This is a genomic window from Desertihabitans brevis (assembly GCF_003327535.1).
GTDB lineage: Bacteria > Actinomycetota > Actinomycetes > Propionibacteriales > Propionibacteriaceae > Desertihabitans > Desertihabitans brevis.
This window is the reverse complement of sequence record NZ_QOUI01000006.1, coordinates 44,725-59,072: the sequence shown is the minus strand read 5'-3', so window position 1 is coordinate 59,072 and position 14,348 is coordinate 44,725. Positions and strand designations below refer to the sequence as shown.

13 protein-coding genes are annotated in these 14,348 nt (G+C 73.8%); 8 read left to right on the top strand and 5 right to left on the bottom strand.

From position 1 onward, the window contains the following. Positions 1 to 3 precede the first annotated feature (3 nt). The 3 genes from DT076_RS10595 to hemW all read right to left on the bottom strand — a co-directional run bounded on the left by DT076_RS10595 (position 4) and on the right by hemW (position 2,867). Positions 4 to 876 (bottom strand): DUF3097 domain-containing protein, encoded by an 873-nt coding sequence (locus DT076_RS10595; RefSeq protein ID WP_114126653.1) that lies wholly within the window; start codon positions 874 to 876, stop codon positions 4 to 6. A 14-nt stretch (positions 877 to 890) separates the two neighbouring features. Beyond that, on the bottom strand, positions 891 to 1,550 hold the full coding sequence (locus DT076_RS10590) for a DedA family protein (RefSeq protein WP_199539117.1): 660 nt from the start codon (positions 1,548 to 1,550) through the stop codon (positions 891 to 893). Between the two features lie 99 nt (positions 1,551 to 1,649). Beyond that, positions 1,650 to 2,867: a radical SAM family heme chaperone HemW gene (hemW, locus tag DT076_RS10585; RefSeq protein WP_114126652.1), complete on the bottom strand. Its 1,218-nt coding sequence runs from the start codon at positions 2,865 to 2,867 to the stop codon at positions 1,650 to 1,652. Between the two features lie 132 nt (positions 2,868 to 2,999). Between hemW and DT076_RS10580 the strand changes: the two genes are divergently transcribed. From DT076_RS10580 to DT076_RS10565, 4 genes are all read left to right on the top strand, one after another. After that, positions 3,000 to 4,292: an ABC transporter substrate-binding protein gene (locus tag DT076_RS10580; RefSeq protein WP_114126651.1), complete on the top strand. Its 1,293-nt coding sequence runs from the start codon at positions 3,000 to 3,002 to the stop codon at positions 4,290 to 4,292. Next, positions 4,289 to 5,197: a carbohydrate ABC transporter permease gene (locus DT076_RS10575; protein WP_199539116.1), complete on the top strand. Its 909-nt coding sequence runs from the start codon at positions 4,289 to 4,291 to the stop codon at positions 5,195 to 5,197. Before DT076_RS10580 ends, DT076_RS10575 begins: the two co-directional genes overlap by 4 nt. Beyond that, positions 5,158 to 6,090, top strand: a complete 933-nt coding sequence (locus DT076_RS10570) for a carbohydrate ABC transporter permease (RefSeq protein ID WP_199539115.1) — start codon at positions 5,158 to 5,160, stop codon at positions 6,088 to 6,090. Before DT076_RS10575 ends, DT076_RS10570 begins: the two co-directional genes overlap by 40 nt. Positions 6,091 to 6,256: 166 nt before the next feature. Continuing rightward, the gene (locus tag DT076_RS10565) at positions 6,257 to 6,982 is read left to right on the top strand and encodes a DUF6892 domain-containing protein (RefSeq protein WP_147264121.1); all 726 of its coding nucleotides are present in this window, start codon (positions 6,257 to 6,259) and stop codon (positions 6,980 to 6,982) included. On the opposite strand, the gene DT076_RS10560 is transcribed toward DT076_RS10565, so the two are convergent. Further along, entirely contained in the window at positions 6,926 to 7,714 is a 789-nt protein-coding gene (locus DT076_RS10560; RefSeq protein ID WP_199539114.1) for an isocitrate lyase/PEP mutase family protein, read from the bottom strand. The two genes, DT076_RS10565 and DT076_RS10560, sit on opposite strands and share 57 nt — an antisense overlap. A 77-nt stretch (positions 7,715 to 7,791) precedes the next feature. Between DT076_RS10560 and DT076_RS10555 the strand changes: the two genes are divergently transcribed. From DT076_RS10555 to DT076_RS10540, 4 genes are all read left to right on the top strand, one after another. After that, positions 7,792 to 8,724, top strand: a complete 933-nt coding sequence (locus DT076_RS10555) for a carbohydrate ABC transporter permease (protein ID WP_114126648.1) — start codon at positions 7,792 to 7,794, stop codon at positions 8,722 to 8,724. Next, the gene (locus tag DT076_RS10550) at positions 8,711 to 9,568 is read left to right on the top strand and encodes a carbohydrate ABC transporter permease (protein ID WP_114126647.1); all 858 of its coding nucleotides are present in this window, start codon (positions 8,711 to 8,713) and stop codon (positions 9,566 to 9,568) included. The genes DT076_RS10555 and DT076_RS10550 overlap by 14 nt, the downstream gene beginning before the upstream one ends. A 43-nt stretch (positions 9,569 to 9,611) precedes the next feature. Further along, positions 9,612 to 10,970, top strand: a complete 1,359-nt coding sequence (locus tag DT076_RS10545; RefSeq protein ID WP_199539113.1) for an ABC transporter substrate-binding protein — start codon at positions 9,612 to 9,614, stop codon at positions 10,968 to 10,970. Between the two features lie 597 nt (positions 10,971 to 11,567). Next, on the top strand, positions 11,568 to 13,235 hold the full coding sequence (locus DT076_RS10540; protein WP_114126646.1) for a glutamate synthase-related protein: 1,668 nt from the start codon (positions 11,568 to 11,570) through the stop codon (positions 13,233 to 13,235). On the opposite strand, the gene DT076_RS10535 is transcribed toward DT076_RS10540, so the two are convergent. Beyond that, entirely contained in the window at positions 13,210 to 14,334 is a 1,125-nt protein-coding gene (locus DT076_RS10535; protein ID WP_114126645.1) for an SIS domain-containing protein, read from the bottom strand. The genes DT076_RS10540 and DT076_RS10535 overlap by 26 nt on opposite strands. Between the last annotated feature and the right edge of the window lie 14 nt (positions 14,335 to 14,348).

Here is a 14,348-nt window from a genome sequence, read left to right as displayed (position 1 = left end):
CGCTCAGTCCTCCCCGAGGTGGTCCTGGGTGACGAAGTCGATGAGCTTCTCGACCTCGGTGTTGAGCCGCGGGTCGAGGTCGTCCCAGCTGCGCACCCGGCCCAGCACGTGCTGCCAGGCGCGGGCGATGTCGGCCTGGTCGCGGTGCGGCCAGCCCATCCGGGCGCAGGTGCCCTTCTTCCAGTCCTCCCCGCGCGGGACGTCGGGCCAGGCGGCGACGTCGAGGCGTTCGGGGCGGACGGCCTGCCAGATGTCGATGAAGCGGTGGCCGGTGACCATGACGTAGCCGCCGAAACGGCTGGCGGCCACCTGCTCGGCGATCCGGGACTCCTTGGAGCCGGGCACCAGGTGGTCGACCAGCACCCCGAGCCGGCGGCCGCGGGCGGGGGCGAACTCCGCCACCAGGGCCGGCAGGTCGTCGATGCCGCCGAGGTACTCCACCACCACGCCGACGTGGCGCAGGTCGTCGCCCCAGATCTTCTCCACCAGCTCGGCGTCGTGGCGGCCCTCGACGTAGATCCGGCTGGGCAGCGCGACCCGGGTGACCTGGCGGGTGCCGACCCGGGAGCCGGACGCGGTGTGGGTGGCCGAGCGGGTCGCCCGGGCCTGGGTGGAGCGCGACGGTGCCCGCAGCGCCACCGGCTGCCCCTCGAGCAGGAATCCCGCCCCGAGCGGGAAGCTGCGGCGCGTGCCGCGGCGGTCCTCCAGCACCACGAGCCCGTTCTCCCAGTGCACCACCGCCCCGCAGAACCCGCTGCCGGCGTCCTCGACCACCAGGTCCTTGCTCAGCACGTGGTCGACCGAGGTCTTGCGCCCCTGCTGCTGCCAGCCGGGGCGGAGCACGTCGGTGCGGTAGCGGTCGGAGGGGGAAGGCACCCCGGGATGCTAGATCAGCCCTGCCCCGGAGGGCGGTGCGCCACGCCCACCGGCTGCCCGGGCGTACCCGCCTCGTCGAGACGGCGCAGCCGGCGGCCGAGCAGCAGGTCGACCACGGTGCCGAGCACCAGGGCCCCGGCGACCCCGACCAGGACGGCGTTGAGCGGGCGGTCGGTGAACCAGTGCCCGGCCAGCGCCCCGATCAGGGTCGAGTAGACGGCCCAGGTCAGCGCGGCCGCTCCCGACACCGCGGCGAAGCGGCCGCGGGGGTAGCCGGTGCTGCCGGCGGTGAGGTTGACCACCACCCGCCCGACCGGGATGTAGCGGGCGGTGAAGATCATCGCCGCCCCCCGCCGGTCGAGCCCGCGGGCGGCCCGCTCGCGCAGCGCCGCCCGGCGCGGACCGCGCAGGAACCGCGGCCCCCACCGGCGTCCCACCCCGTAGCCCAGGTTGTCCCCCACCCAGGCCCCGAGCGCGGCGACCGCCATCAGCGGCCACAGCGAGGGCTCACCGGTGCTGACCGAGACCGCCGCCAGCGCCACCACCACCGACTCGCTGGGCAGCGGCGGCAGCAGCCCGTCCAGCGCCGCCAGCGCGAGCACCACCAGCAGCACCAGCGGGGAGCCCGCCAGGGTGAGCACGGCGTCGAGGAAGGCGTCGAGGATCTCGGTCACACAGCCATCCCAGCGGCGCAGCCGCCCGGGGGCATCCGGCTCGGGACCCACCGCTCCCCGACCCGTCCCCGACCGTGGACCGAGGGACTGCGACCGGCGTCAGTCCAGCAGCTCGCGGACCACGCCATCGGCCAGCAACCGCCCGTCCAGGGTGAGCACCACCCGGTCGGCCTCCAGCCGCACCAGCCCGCGGGCCTCCAGCCCGGGCAGCCGGGCCCGCTCGGTGGCGGTCAGCCAGCGCTGCTCCAGGCCCTCGGACAGCCGGATGCGCAGCAGCACCTGCTCGACCCGCCGGGCTCCGGCGTCCAGCACCTCGCGGGCGTGGCCGGGTGAGCGTCCCGCGGCCAGCGCGGCGGCGTAGCGGGCCGGGTGCTTGACGTTCCACCAGCGCACCCCGCCGACGTGGCTGTGCGCGCCCGGCCCGACGCCCCACCAGCTGGTGCCCCGCCAGTAGGCCAGGTTGTGCCGGCAGCGGTCGGCCGGGGTGCGGGCCCAGTTGCTCACCTCGTACGCGCTGAACCCGGCGGCGGTGAGCAGCTCCTCGGCCAGCAGGTACTTGTCGGCCAGGTCGTCGTCGTCGGGCACCGCCACCTCGCCGCGGCGGATCCGTGCGGCCAGCCGGGTGCCGTCCTCGACGATGAGCGCGTAGGCGCTGAGGTGGTCGGGGCCGGCATCCAGCGCCGCCTCCAGGCTGGCCCGCCAGTCCTCCAGGGTCTCCCCCGGCGTGCCGTAGATGAGGTCGAGGGAGACGTGCTCGAAGCCGGCGGCCCGGGCCTCGGCGACCGCCTGCTGCGGGCGTCCCGGCGAGTGCACCCGGTCGAGCACCGCCAGCACGTGCGGGCGCGCGGACTGCATGCCGAACGAGACCCGGGTGAACCCGTGCTCGCGGAGCCGGGCCAGCCCGGCGGCGTCCACCGACTCCGGGTTGGACTCGGTGGTCACCTCGGCGTCGTCGGTCAGCCCGAACCGGTCCCGGACGCCGGCCAGCAGCCGGCCCAGGTCGTCCGGTGGCAGCAGCGTGGGCGTCCCGCCGCCGACGAAGACCGTGTCCACCGCCGGGGCGCCGGGGCCGAGCACCCTGGCGGCGAGGTCGAGCTCGGACAGCGCGGCGTCGACGTAGCCGGCCCGGCTGGCGCCGGGGGCGCTGCCGAGCTCGTCGGCGGTGTAGGTGTTGAAGTCGCAGTAGCCGCAGCGGGTGGCGCAGAACGGCACGTGCAGGTAGAGCCCGAGCGGGGTGCCGGGCAGCTCGGCCAGCGCCGACGGGGGCAGGCTGCCGTCGGCGGGCACGGGTTCGCCGTCGGGCAGCTGCGAGGGCACCGCGTCACTGTAGTCGCCGGTGCCGCAGCCCAGCCCGGTCGTCGGCTCGGGCGCGGGTGTGGCTGCATCCGCACGCGGGTACCGCGCCGGACGACGGGGTGGGCTGGGCGACCGCACGGGTGAGGAGAGGTCATGATCGACCGTCGGAGCTTGCTGCTGGGGGGTGCGGGTCTGGGGGCCGCCGCGCTCGGCGGGTGCGCGGGATTCACCGGGCAGGGTGGTGGTGAGGCCTCGCGGGGCCAGACCACGCTGACCTTCGTCAACTGGTCCGGGGACGCCGAGAAGGCCGCCTCCGACGCGCTGATCAGCCGTTTCGAGGAGGCCAACCCCGACATCCGCGTGGAGACCCAGACGGTCCCCTACGCCGACATCTCCACCAACATCGACTCCCGGTTCCAGGCCGGCGACCCGCCGGACCTGTTCCGGGTCTCCTACATCGACATCGGCCTCTACACCAGCCAGGGCGTGCTGCTCGACCTGTCGGAGACGATCGGCGCCCGCGCCGGGGAGTTCGTGCCCGGGCTGTACGAGGCGGTGGTGGTCGACCAGGTGCCCTACGGCGTCCCGCACCAGATCGACACCACCGCCGTGCTCTACCGCACCGACGCGTTCGAGGCAGCCGGCATCACCGACGTCCCGACCGGTCTGGAGCAGGCGTGGAGCTGGGCGGAGCTGGCCGAGGTGGCCGAGCGGCTCAAGGGTGTCACCGGCGCCGACCAGTACCCGTTCGTCTACAACTGGCAGGCGGCGGGGGCCTACCGCTGGCTGTCCTGGCTGTTCCAGGCCGGCGGTCGGCTGCTCACCCGCGGTCTGGACGCCGCCGCGGTCGCCAGCGACGAGGGCCGCCGCGCGGTCGAGTTCACCCAGCGCTTCTTCACCGAGGAGTGGGTGGCCCGCAACACCTCCACCCAGGCGACCACCTACGCCAGCGACGAGTTCGTGGCCGGGACGGCCGCGATGGCCTTCGTCGGCGACTTCTCGCTGCCGACGATCGACACGGGTGCTGACTTCGAGTACGGGGTGCTGCCGATGCCGCGCGACGTCGAGGCGGCCAGCGACCTCGGCGGGAACGCCGTGGTGGCCGCCGCCGACGGCCCGAACACCGGGGCCGCCGCGCGGTTCTGCGCCTTCATCGCCGAGGAGGAGCAGATGCGCCGCTACTGCGAGGCCACCGGCCAGCTGCCGACGCTGACCGCGCTGACCGAGACCGAGCTCGCCTTCGAGGTGCGGCCCGACCTGATGCCGACCTTCGTCGAGCAGGCCACCACGCTGACCGCCGAGCAGGTCCGCCAGGTGACGGTGCCGGCCTTCGGGCGGATCAACGCGCTGCTGGGCGAGGAGCTGGAGCAGGCCTTCCTCGGCGGCCGGGACGCCGCCGCCACCGTGGACGCCCTGGCCGCGGCCGTGGACGGGGCGCTGGGGTGAGCGCGCCGTCCGTCCCCGGCGTGCGCCGCCAGGGTCGTGGCGACCGGTCGGCGCCGCTGTTCGCCGGTCCGGTGGTGCTGCTGGCCGGGCTGTTCCTGGTGCTGCCGATGGGGCTGGCGCTGGTCTTCTCGCTGACCGAGATCGCCCCGCTCAGCGGTGAGGTCGGCTGGGTCGGCCTGGCCAACTTCGCCACCATGGCCGCCGACCCGACGTTCTTCCGCTCGCTGCTCAACACCGCGCTGTTCGCGCTGGTCACCGTGCCGGGCAGCATGGCGATCGGGCTGGCGCTGGCGCTGCTGATGAACTCGGTGCTGCCCGCGCGGCCGCTCTTCCGCACCGTCGTCTACCTGCCGCTGGTGATCTCCGGGGTCGCGGTCGGGCTGATCGGCAGCCTGCTGTTCAACGAGACCAGCGGGGTGCTGCGGGCGCTGGCGCTGGCGCTCGGGCTGCCGGTGGTGCCGTGGCAGTCCTCCGGCCCGGCCGCCTTCGCCTCGGTGGTGCTGATCACGCTGTGGGTCCGGGTCGGGTTCTGCATGATCATCTACCTGGCCGCGCTGCAGGCCGTCCCGCCGGAGCTGCACGAGGCCGCCCAGGTGGAGGGAGCCAGCGGGTGGCAGCGGTTCCACCACGTCACCCTGCCGCTGCTCGGCCCGGCCACCTTCTTCCTCCTGATCATGAGCGTCATCTACTCGTTCAACGTCTTCGACACCGTCTTCGTGCTCACCGGCGGCGGACCGGGGTCGGCCACCGAGGTGCTGGGCACCTACGCCTACGACACCGCCTTCGGCCCGGCCCGCGACCAGGGCTACGGCGCGGCGATCGGCGTGGTGGTGTTCGTGCTGACGATGGTCTTCACCCTGGTGCAGTGGCGGCGCAGCCGGGCGGCCCGGGACGGGGCGCTGTGATGGTCGCCACGGTGCCGACCCGCGGCCTGACGGTGGTGGACGCGCGGGCGCGCACGGCCCGCGCCCCCGGACGTCCCGGACGCCGGCGGGTCGGGTGGACGCTGCGGGTGGTGGCGGCGGTGCTGGTCGCGGTCGTCATGGTGTTCCCGCTGTGGGTGATGCTGGTGACGGCGTTCTCCTCCGGCTCGGCCTACTCCCAGACGCTGCGGCTGTGGCCGTCCGAGCCCACCCTGGACAACTTCACCCGGGTGTTCGCCGCCTGGCCGGTGGGGTCGTGGTTCGCCAACTCGGTGGCGGTGGCCGGGGTGACCACCGTGCTCAGCGTGACGGTCAGCCTGACCGGCGGGTTCGCCTTCGCCAAGCTGCGCTGGGCGGGCCGGACGCCGGTGTTCCTGCTGCTGCTGGCCACCATGATGATCCCCGCCCAGGCGATCCTCGTGCCCCAGTTCCGGCTGGTCAGCTCCCTCGGCCTGGTGGGCACCTTCTGGGCGGTGATCCTGCCCGGGGCGGCGGCCACCTTCGGCATCTTCCTGGCCCGGCAGTTCCTGATGGCGATCCCCACCGAGCTGGTCGAGGCGGCCCGGGTGGACGGGGCGTCGACGCCGCGGGTGTTCTGGAGCATCGTGCTGCCGCTGTGCCGGCCGCTGATCGCCGTGCTCACCCTGCTCGCGCTGATGTACCAGTGGAACGACTTCCTGTGGCCGCTGGTCGTGCTGCGCGACCCGGCGCTGTTCACCCTGCCGATCGGGTTGCAGTTCCTGCAGGGCCAGTACCTCACCGACCACGGCGCACTGATGGCGATGACGCTGCTCGCCACCGCGCCGCTGGTGGTGCTGTTCCTGGTCTTCCAGCGCTACTTCGTGCAGGGCCTGGCGACCACCGGGTTGCGCTGAGGCGCCGCCGACCACGCCGCCGCGACGGTGACGCCATGGCACGGCCGACCCCCGTCGACCACCGCGAGCTCTCCCTCGAGGGGGTCGTGGTCTCGTTCCCCGTCCCCGTGGCCTGCTCGCCGAGCGGTGGGGCCGGCCCGGACGGTGGGCCGGCACCCGGGGCACGGTGCTGACCTGGCACGAGCACGGCATCTTCGCCCACGCGGCCGACGAGGAGCACGTCACGACGCTCTGCCTGCAGCTGCAGCCCGAGCCCGACCCCCCGACCTCGCCCCACGCTCGACCTTCGCCGGCACCTTCCTGGTCGACGGCTCGCCCGCGACGGCAGGCATCGAGCTGTCGGGCGGCGGCACCGGCGCCGCCGCCCGTGCCGCGGGAGAAGTACCTCCTCCCTCCGGCCACCGGCCCGGTGCTGCGCTTCACCGACCTCAACCTCGAGCTGGCCGTCGTGGACGAGCTGATGTACCGGCAGCAGGAGCACACCCCGACCTTCTCGCTGGCCGAGTTCGCCCGCTGGTACGACGCCCGCACGACCGACCTCGAGCGGGAGGCCGGCCGTCCGGTGCCGGAGGTGCTGGACTACTTCGCGGGGTTGCCGATCGAGCAGGCGCTGGCCGACCGCGTCCGCGAGCTGGTGGTCGACGCGGGTAACGAGATCTACCAGCAGGTCGCCCCGTGGTGGGACGGCGAGGACGCGACCTTCGACATCGGCTCGTGGGACGACCTGGCGCTGCTGCCCGCCCTCGAGCGCCTCGCGTTCGTCTCGCTCACCCCGACGCGGCCACCCTCGTCGCGCTGCGGGAGCGGGGGCTGCGGGTCGACGCCTGAGCCGCCCTCAGCCGGCGTGCCAGAGGGTCTGCATGTCGCCGAAGTCGAGCCCGCCGGCCAGTGAGTCGAAGCGGCCGTGTTCGAGGATGTCGCGGGCGGAGGCCACCGCCGTCGCGTAGGCGAGGGAGGCGACGTCGTTGCCGACGCTGATCCGGCGGACACCGGCCGCCCGCAGCTGGGCGGCCGTCGGTCCGCCGGCGGCGGCGAGCACGTTGACCGGGGCGGCGATCGCGGCGGTGAGCCGGGCGAGCACCGCCAGGTCGAGCAGCCCGGGGACGAAGACGCTGCCCGCCCCGGCCGCCACGTACGCCGCGGCCCGCGACACCGTCTCGGCGAAGGCCTCCTCCCCCGTGCCGCCGAGCAGGTAGACATCGGTGCGCGCGTTCACCCACAGCCCGGTGCCGGCGGCGGCCGCCACCGCCTCGGCGGCCCGTCCTTCCTCGACCAGGGCGCCGTCCCGGGCGTCCTCGAGGTTGATGCCGACCACCCCGGCGTCGGCGAACCGGCGCACGGAGGCCGCCACCTGCTCCGGGCCGTCGGCGTAGCCGGACTCGATGTCGGCGGTGACGGGCACCCGCACCGCCGCCACCACCCGGGCCGCGGCCGCCAGTGCGAGGTCGGCGTCCAGGTGGTTGCCGTCGGGCACGCCGTGGACCCACGAGACCGCCGAGGAGCTGGTGGCGACCGCGGGGGCGCCCGCCCGCTCGAAGAGCCGGGCCGAGGCGGCGTCCCAGGCGTTGGGCAGCACCAGCAGGTCGTCGTGCAACGCAGCGAAGACGTCGAGCGGGGAGGTCATGGCGGCAGTCAAGCAGCCACCTCCGCCGGGCGCGGCCACGTCCGGCCGACGGTAGAAGTTTCAACTAGGGTCGCAGGGTGACCGCGCCCACCCCTTCCGCGCTCCCGGCGGGACCGCCGCCGGGGCGGACGCGTCGTCGCCGGAACCGCGACGCGCCGGTGGCCTGGGTGCTGCTCGCGCCCGCCCTGGCCGGCATCGTCGCCTTCCTGGCCCTGCCGATCCTCGTGGTGGCCTGGATCAGTCTGACCCGGTGGAACCTGCTCGCCCCGCCGACGTTCGTCGGCCTGGACAACTGGGTGCGGGTGCTGACCGAGCCCACCTTCGGCCACTCGATGCTCGTCACGGTGCTGTTCGTGGCGATGGTCATCCCCACCCAGACCGGGCTGGGGCTGCTGATGGCGGTGCTGCTCTCGCGCGGGCTGCCGGGCTCGGCCTTCTTCCGGGTGGTCTACGTGGTGCCGTGGATCTGCGCGCCGCTGGCCCTCGGTGTCGTCTGGAAGTGGATCTTCGCCCCCTACGGCGGGGCGCTCAACGCGCTGCTCGGCACCTCGGTGGAGTGGCTGACCTCACCCGCCCTGGCGCTGCCGGCGGTGGCGGCGGTGAGCATCTGGTCCCAGGTCGGCTACGTCACCCTGTTCTTCCTGGCCGGCCTGGCCGCCATCCCCGGCCAGCTGCTCGAGGCCGCGGCCCTGGACGGCGCCGGCGCCTGGCAGACGTTCTGGCGGATCAAGCTGCCGCTGCTCGGGCCGACCACCTTCTTCGTCCTCGTCACCGGCGTCATCGCCAGCTTCCAGGCCTTCGACCACATCTACGCCCTCACCCCCGACGGCGGACCGCAGGGCGCCACCGACGTGATCGCGGCCCGGATCTACCTCGACGCCTTCGGCAGCGGCGCCTTCGACCTCGGCCGGGCCGCGGTGATGGCGCTCTGCCTGTTCGCGGTGCTGGTGGTGGTGACGGTGCTGCAGCAGCGCTTCTTCGCCCGGCGGGTGACCTATGACCTCTCCTGACACCCGCGGCCGGCGCCGGAGCGAGGCCCTGCGACCGGCGTCCCTGCTGGCCTACCTGGTGCTGGTGGTCGGGGCGGTGCTCACCCTGGCGCCGTTCCTGCTCAGCTTCCTCACCGCGCTCAAGACGCCGCGCCAGTTCGCCTCGCAGTCCCCGCTGGCCTGGCCCGACCCGGTGACCGGGGAGAACTTCGCCGAGCTGTTCGGCGGCGGAGGCTTCATCTCCCCCGTCGTCGTCACCGCCCAGGTCGTGGTGGTGGTCGTGGTCGGCCAGCTGGTGTTCTCGATCATGGCCGCCTACGCCTTCGCCTGGCTGCGCTTCCCCGGTCGGGACGGGCTGTTCTGGCTGTTCCTGGCCACCCTGATGGTGCCGCAGGTGGTCACCGTGGTGCCGCTGTACACGATGTTCTCCGCGGTCGGGCTGAGCAACACCTTCTGGGCCCTGGTGCTGCCGTTCGTGCTCGGCTCGCCGTACGCGGTGTTCCTGCTGCGGGAGTACTTCCGCGGCATCCCGGCCGACCTGCTCGACGCCGCCCGGATCGACGGAGCCGGCACCTGGACGATCCTGTGGCGGGTGGTCGTCCCGCTGGCCCGTCCGATCGTCGCCACCCTGGGCATCATCACCGTGGTGACCCACTGGAACACCTTCCTCTGGCCGCTGATCATCACCACCGGCCCCACCTGGCAGACCGTCACCGTCGCCACCGCCGCCCTGCAGAGCCAGTACGACAGCAACTGGACGCTGGTGATGGCCGCGACCACGGTGGCGATCGCGCCCCTGCTGGTCGTCTTCGCCGTCTTCCAGCGCCACATCGTCAGCTCGATCTCGCTCACCGGTTTCCGCTGAGCCCGTCCCCCGACCGTCCACCCCGACCGACCCTGGAGGCACCATGACCCCGCCCGTCCCCCACCCGCTGACCCGACGCACCCTGCTCGGCTCCGCCCTCGGGCTCGGGGCCGCGGCCGCCGCCGGCTGCTCGCCGGCCGCCCAGCAGCAGCCCGGTGGCAGCGGCGCCCAGCGCACCGTGACCGTCCGGCTGTGGGACGAGCAGGTCGAGGCGGCCTACCGCAGCAGCTTCGACGCCTTCACCGCCGCCAACCCCGACATCGCCGTGCGCACCACGCTGGTGCCGTTCGCCGACTACTTCACCAAGCTGACCGCCGACGTCCAGGCCGGCAACGCCGACGACCTGTTCTGGCTCAACGGCTCCTACATCCAGCCCTACATCGACAACGGTCTGCTGATGGAGATCGGCGCCGACTTCGAGGCCCAGCGCCCGGGCTGGATCGAGCCGGCGGTGCAGCAGTACACCCGTGACGGCGCGCTGTGGGGCGTCCCGCAGCTCACCGACGGCGGCATCGCGATGTACTACAACGCCCAGCTGCTCGAGGCCGCCGGTGTCACCCCGGCCGAGCTGGCCGACCTCACCTGGGTCCCCGGCGGCGGCGAGGGCGACACCTTCCTGCCGGTGATGCAACGGCTCACCGTGGACGCCCTCGGGGTGCGGGCCGACGAGGACGGCTTCGACGGCGACAACCCCGGCACCTGGGGCTACTCCGCGGCCCAGGACCTGCAGGGCATCTACTACAACTTCCTCGGCTCGGCCGGAGGGGCGTTCCAGGACGAGCAGGGCCGCTTCGTCTTCGACTCCCCCGAGGGCCGCGACGCCTTCGGCTACCTGGTCGACCTCATCAACACCCACCGGGTCTCCCCCGATGCCGCCAACACCAACGACAACGGCGACTTCACCCGCGACCAGTTCCTGCAGGGCAAGATCGCGGTCTTCCAGTCCGGCATCTACAACCTCAAGAACGTCGCCGACGGCGCGGACTTCTCCTGGGGCATCGTGCCGATCCCGGCCGGACCGCGGGGTCGGGTGTCGGTGGTCAACAACGTGGTGGTCTGCGGCAACGCGGCTGCCGAGGACGCCGACGCCGTCACCCGGGTGCTGCAGTGGCTCGGCTCGCCGGAGGGGGCGGCCCCGATCGGGGCGAGCGGGGCCGCGCTGCCGGCGGTGACCGAGGCCCAGCCCGCCTTCGAGGAGTACTGGTCGGGCCAGGACGTCGACCCTTCCCAGTTCGCCGAGCAGGGCCGCCAGCCGTCCATCGGCGCTCCCACTGGGGAGCGCTACGGGGCGGCCCTGACCGCGTGGAAGCCCTTCTTCAACGAGATGTTCCTGGGCCGGCTGCCCGTGGAGGAGGCGCTGGCACAGGCCCAGCAGGCGGCCAACGAGGCGATCGAGGGCTGAGCGAGCGAACCCTTCAGGCGGTCAGGGGGTGCGATGACCTGACCCGTCGTCCCCGCACCGACCACCCGCGGCGAGGCCACCCGCTGGGGCGGGGACACGGTCATGCCGTTCGCCGCCGACGTGGCGTCGAGGGCCGGCGTCTGCGCGGTGGTGATCCCCGCGACAACCTCGACCGGGTGCTCGAGGAGGCCCGCCGGATCGAGGCCGAGGACCTGGACGTCACGGCGCGGATCCGTGCGGAGGGCCCTGCCGCCGTGGTCCGCGACGACACCTGAGCACTTGACCGTGTCCCGACCACACGGTCTTCACTACCGGCAGCGCCAGACCGCGCAGCACGTCCTCGCCCCGCCCCCGCCGCCCGGGCCCGGTCGGGTCGCCGACCTCCGCGACCGACCTAGGGGTCTTCCACCGACGCGAGGACGGTGCCGCCCGGTCGAGCGTGGGAGCGGGACCCGAGGACACCGCCTCCCCGGTCCGTCGACACGAAGGGATCACCATGCCGAGCAGCCCAGGGGGCGAGGTCGGACGACCCGACGCCCACGACGGCGACCTGACGAGCCGCGCAGGCGTCTCCTCCGCAGGGCGGGGGGTGGGGGTGTGCGCGCGACGCCGGTAGCGACGTTCGACGACCTCGTGGTGGACCAGCCCGCCTACGCGCTGGTGGGGAACACCGACCTGGTGGTGCTGCGTCACGCCGGTGACGAGGTCTCGGTGATGTACGGACGCTGCCGGCACCGTGGCGCACTCCTGGCGGACGGCCACGTGAGCGGCGGCCAGCTGGTCTGCGGTCTGCACGGCTCCACCTACGCCGCCCGTACCGGCGTCAACGTCCGCTACCGGGGCGCGGATCTGCAGAGGTTCGCCCACTGGACCGACGGTGGGCGGGTGTGGGTCGACGCCGACGCGATCGCGGACTGGGAGCAGCAGAGCCCCCAGCCGTACCAGCGCGACGCCTACCAGGGCCTCTACGCCGACCACACCGGGACCGAGGAGGAGCCGGCCAACGGGGCCATCCAGGCGCTGGCGACCCACGGCCTGACCCGGACCGGGCACCATGGACCGGTCGAGGCGATGGGGGTGCCAGGCCCGGCGCTGCCGAGCTGGGACGACATCCAGCTGCTGACCGCGCAGCTGCACCGTGCGCCGCTGCTCGACGGCGAACCCGTCGGCACCGAGGTCACCATCGGCCCCGGCGCCCGGCGTCCGGTGCGGCTCGCGATCCCGCTGCTGGTGTCCGACATGAGCTTCGGAGCACTCTCGGCGGAGGCGAAGACGGCGCTGGCGCGAGGTGCGGAACGGGCCGGCACCGCGATCTGCTCCGGTGAGGGTGGTGTCCTCCCCGAGGAGCACGCGGAGAGCTCCCGGTACTTCTACGAGCTGGCCTCGGCGCGTTTCGGCTACTCCATCGAGCGGGTGGCGCAGTGCCAGGCGTTCCACTTCAAGCTCGGTCAGGCGGCCAAGACCGGGACGGGGGGCCACCTGCCCGGCCAGAAGGTCAGCGGGCAGATCGCGGACGTCCGCGGACTGGCGGAGGGCCAGGACGCGATCTCACCGTCCCGCTTCCCCGACCTGACGACACCCGCCGACTTCCGGCGGGTCGCCGAGGAGGTCCGCGCGGCCACCGGTGGCATCCCGATCGGCGTGAAGCTCTCCGCCCAGCACATCGAGGCCGACCTCGATGCGGCCCTGGAGATCGGCGTCGACTACGTCATCCTCGACGGCCGGGGCGGCGGCACGGGGGCAGCGCCGCTGCTGTTCCGGGACAACATCTCGGTGCCCACCATCCCCGCCCTGGCGCGGGCGCGGAAGCACCTGGACCGGCGGGGTGCGGAGCAGGTCTCCCTGATCATCACCGGTGGGCTCCGCACGCCGGCGGACTTCCTCAAGGCGCTCGCCCTCGGGGCCGACGCGGTGGCGGTCTCGAACGCGGCGATGCAGGCCATCGGGTGCCTGGCGATGCGGGCCTGCCACACCGGCAACTGCCCGGTGGGCATCGCGACCCAGAAGCCGCACCTGCGCCAACGGCTCCCCGTCGAGGAGGCCGCGCAGCGGCTGGCACGGTTCTTCGACTCCTCGGTGGAGCTGATGAAGGTCATGGCGCGGGCCTGCGGCCACCGCAGCCTCGACCACTTCCACCCGGGGGACCTCACCGCCTGGAAGCGCGACGTCGCCGATCTGGCCGGGATCCACTTCGCCGGAGACGGTGCGGGCCCCTCCGGCGGGCCGGCCGATCAGGCGGTCAGCCGGTCAGCGGGTGCACGGTGACGCCTCGGACCACCCGGTTGACCTCGCCGGTGGGGAACGGGTTGTCCGGCACCAGGCCGAGGTCGAGCGAGCAGGCCTGACCGACCAGCTGGGCGACCAGCACCCCGGCCAGCCCCCAGCAGGGGTCCGGCAGCCCGGCCGTGCCGACCAGCCCGACCCGGGTGCCCTGCGGGGCGTCGGAGCCGCGGTCGTCGGCGTCCACCACGAGCACCTGCTCGGGCCCGAGCTGGGCCACCAGCTCGGTGACGATGTCGAGGTCGTAGCGGCGGGTGTAGGGGTCGTTGGAGAGGTAGACCACGACCAGCGTCCGCGGGGTGAGGATCGCCTTCGGGCCGTGCCGGAACCCCAGCGAGGACTCCGCCCAGGCCACCACCTGGCCGGCGGTGAGCTCCAGCAGCTTGAGCGCGGACTCCTCGGCCAGCCCGAGCAGGGCGCCACTGCCCAGGTAGACCACCCGCTCGGGACGGGCGGCCACCACGGCCTCGATCTCGCCGCGGCGCGCCAGCAGGTCGTCGGCGGCGGCCGCCACGGCCTCGACCTCCTGCGGCCCACCGAGGGCGACCAGCGCGGCCAGCGTCATCGAGGTGAAGCTGGACGTCATCGCAAAGCTCTGGTCGTTGCTGCCCTCGGGCATCACCAGCACGAACGACCCCTCGGCCCGCTCGTGCGCCCGGGCCAGGTGCCCGTCGGGGTTGCAGGTGATGATGAGGTGCCCGACCCGGGTCAGCACCTGCTCGGCGAGCTCGGTGGCCGCCACGCTCTCCGGGCTCTGCCCGGAGCGGGCGAAGGAGACCAGCAGCGTCGGCACGTCGGGGCTGAGGTGCTCGTGCGGGGCGGCGACCAGGTCGGTGGTGGCGATCGCCTCGACCCGGCGCTGCAGCCGGCGCGACAGCCAGGGCGCGAGCACCTGGCCGGCGTAGGCGCTGGTCCCGGCGCCGGTGAGGACCACCCGGGCGGTGGCGTCCTCCATCCAGGGGCGCAGGAAGGCCGCGAGCTCCTCGCGACGGGTGTCGAGGGTGACCGCCAGCTCGCGCCACAGCCGCGGCTGCTGGCGGATCTCGCGGTCGGTGTGCAGCCCCGAGGGCACCTGGTCGGTCATCCGCTCCTCCTCCG

Excerpts from the sequence above, each read along its gene's own strand:
- DT076_RS10580 (WP_114126651.1), top strand. The coding sequence starts at position 3,000 with ATGATCGACCGTCGGAGCTTGCTGCTGGGGGGTGCGGGTCTGGGGGCC.
- DT076_RS10560 (WP_199539114.1), bottom strand. The coding sequence starts at position 7,714 with ATGACCTCCCCGCTCGACGTCTTCGCTGCGTTGCACGACGACCTGCTG.
- DT076_RS10545 (WP_199539113.1), top strand. The coding sequence starts at position 9,612 with ATGACCCCGCCCGTCCCCCACCCGCTGACCCGACGCACCCTGCTCGGC.
- DT076_RS10535 (WP_114126645.1), bottom strand. The coding sequence starts at position 14,334 with ATGACCGACCAGGTGCCCTCGGGGCTGCACACCGACCGCGAGATCCGC.
- DT076_RS10550 (WP_114126647.1), top strand. The coding sequence starts at position 8,711 with ATGACCTCTCCTGACACCCGCGGCCGGCGCCGGAGCGAGGCCCTGCGA.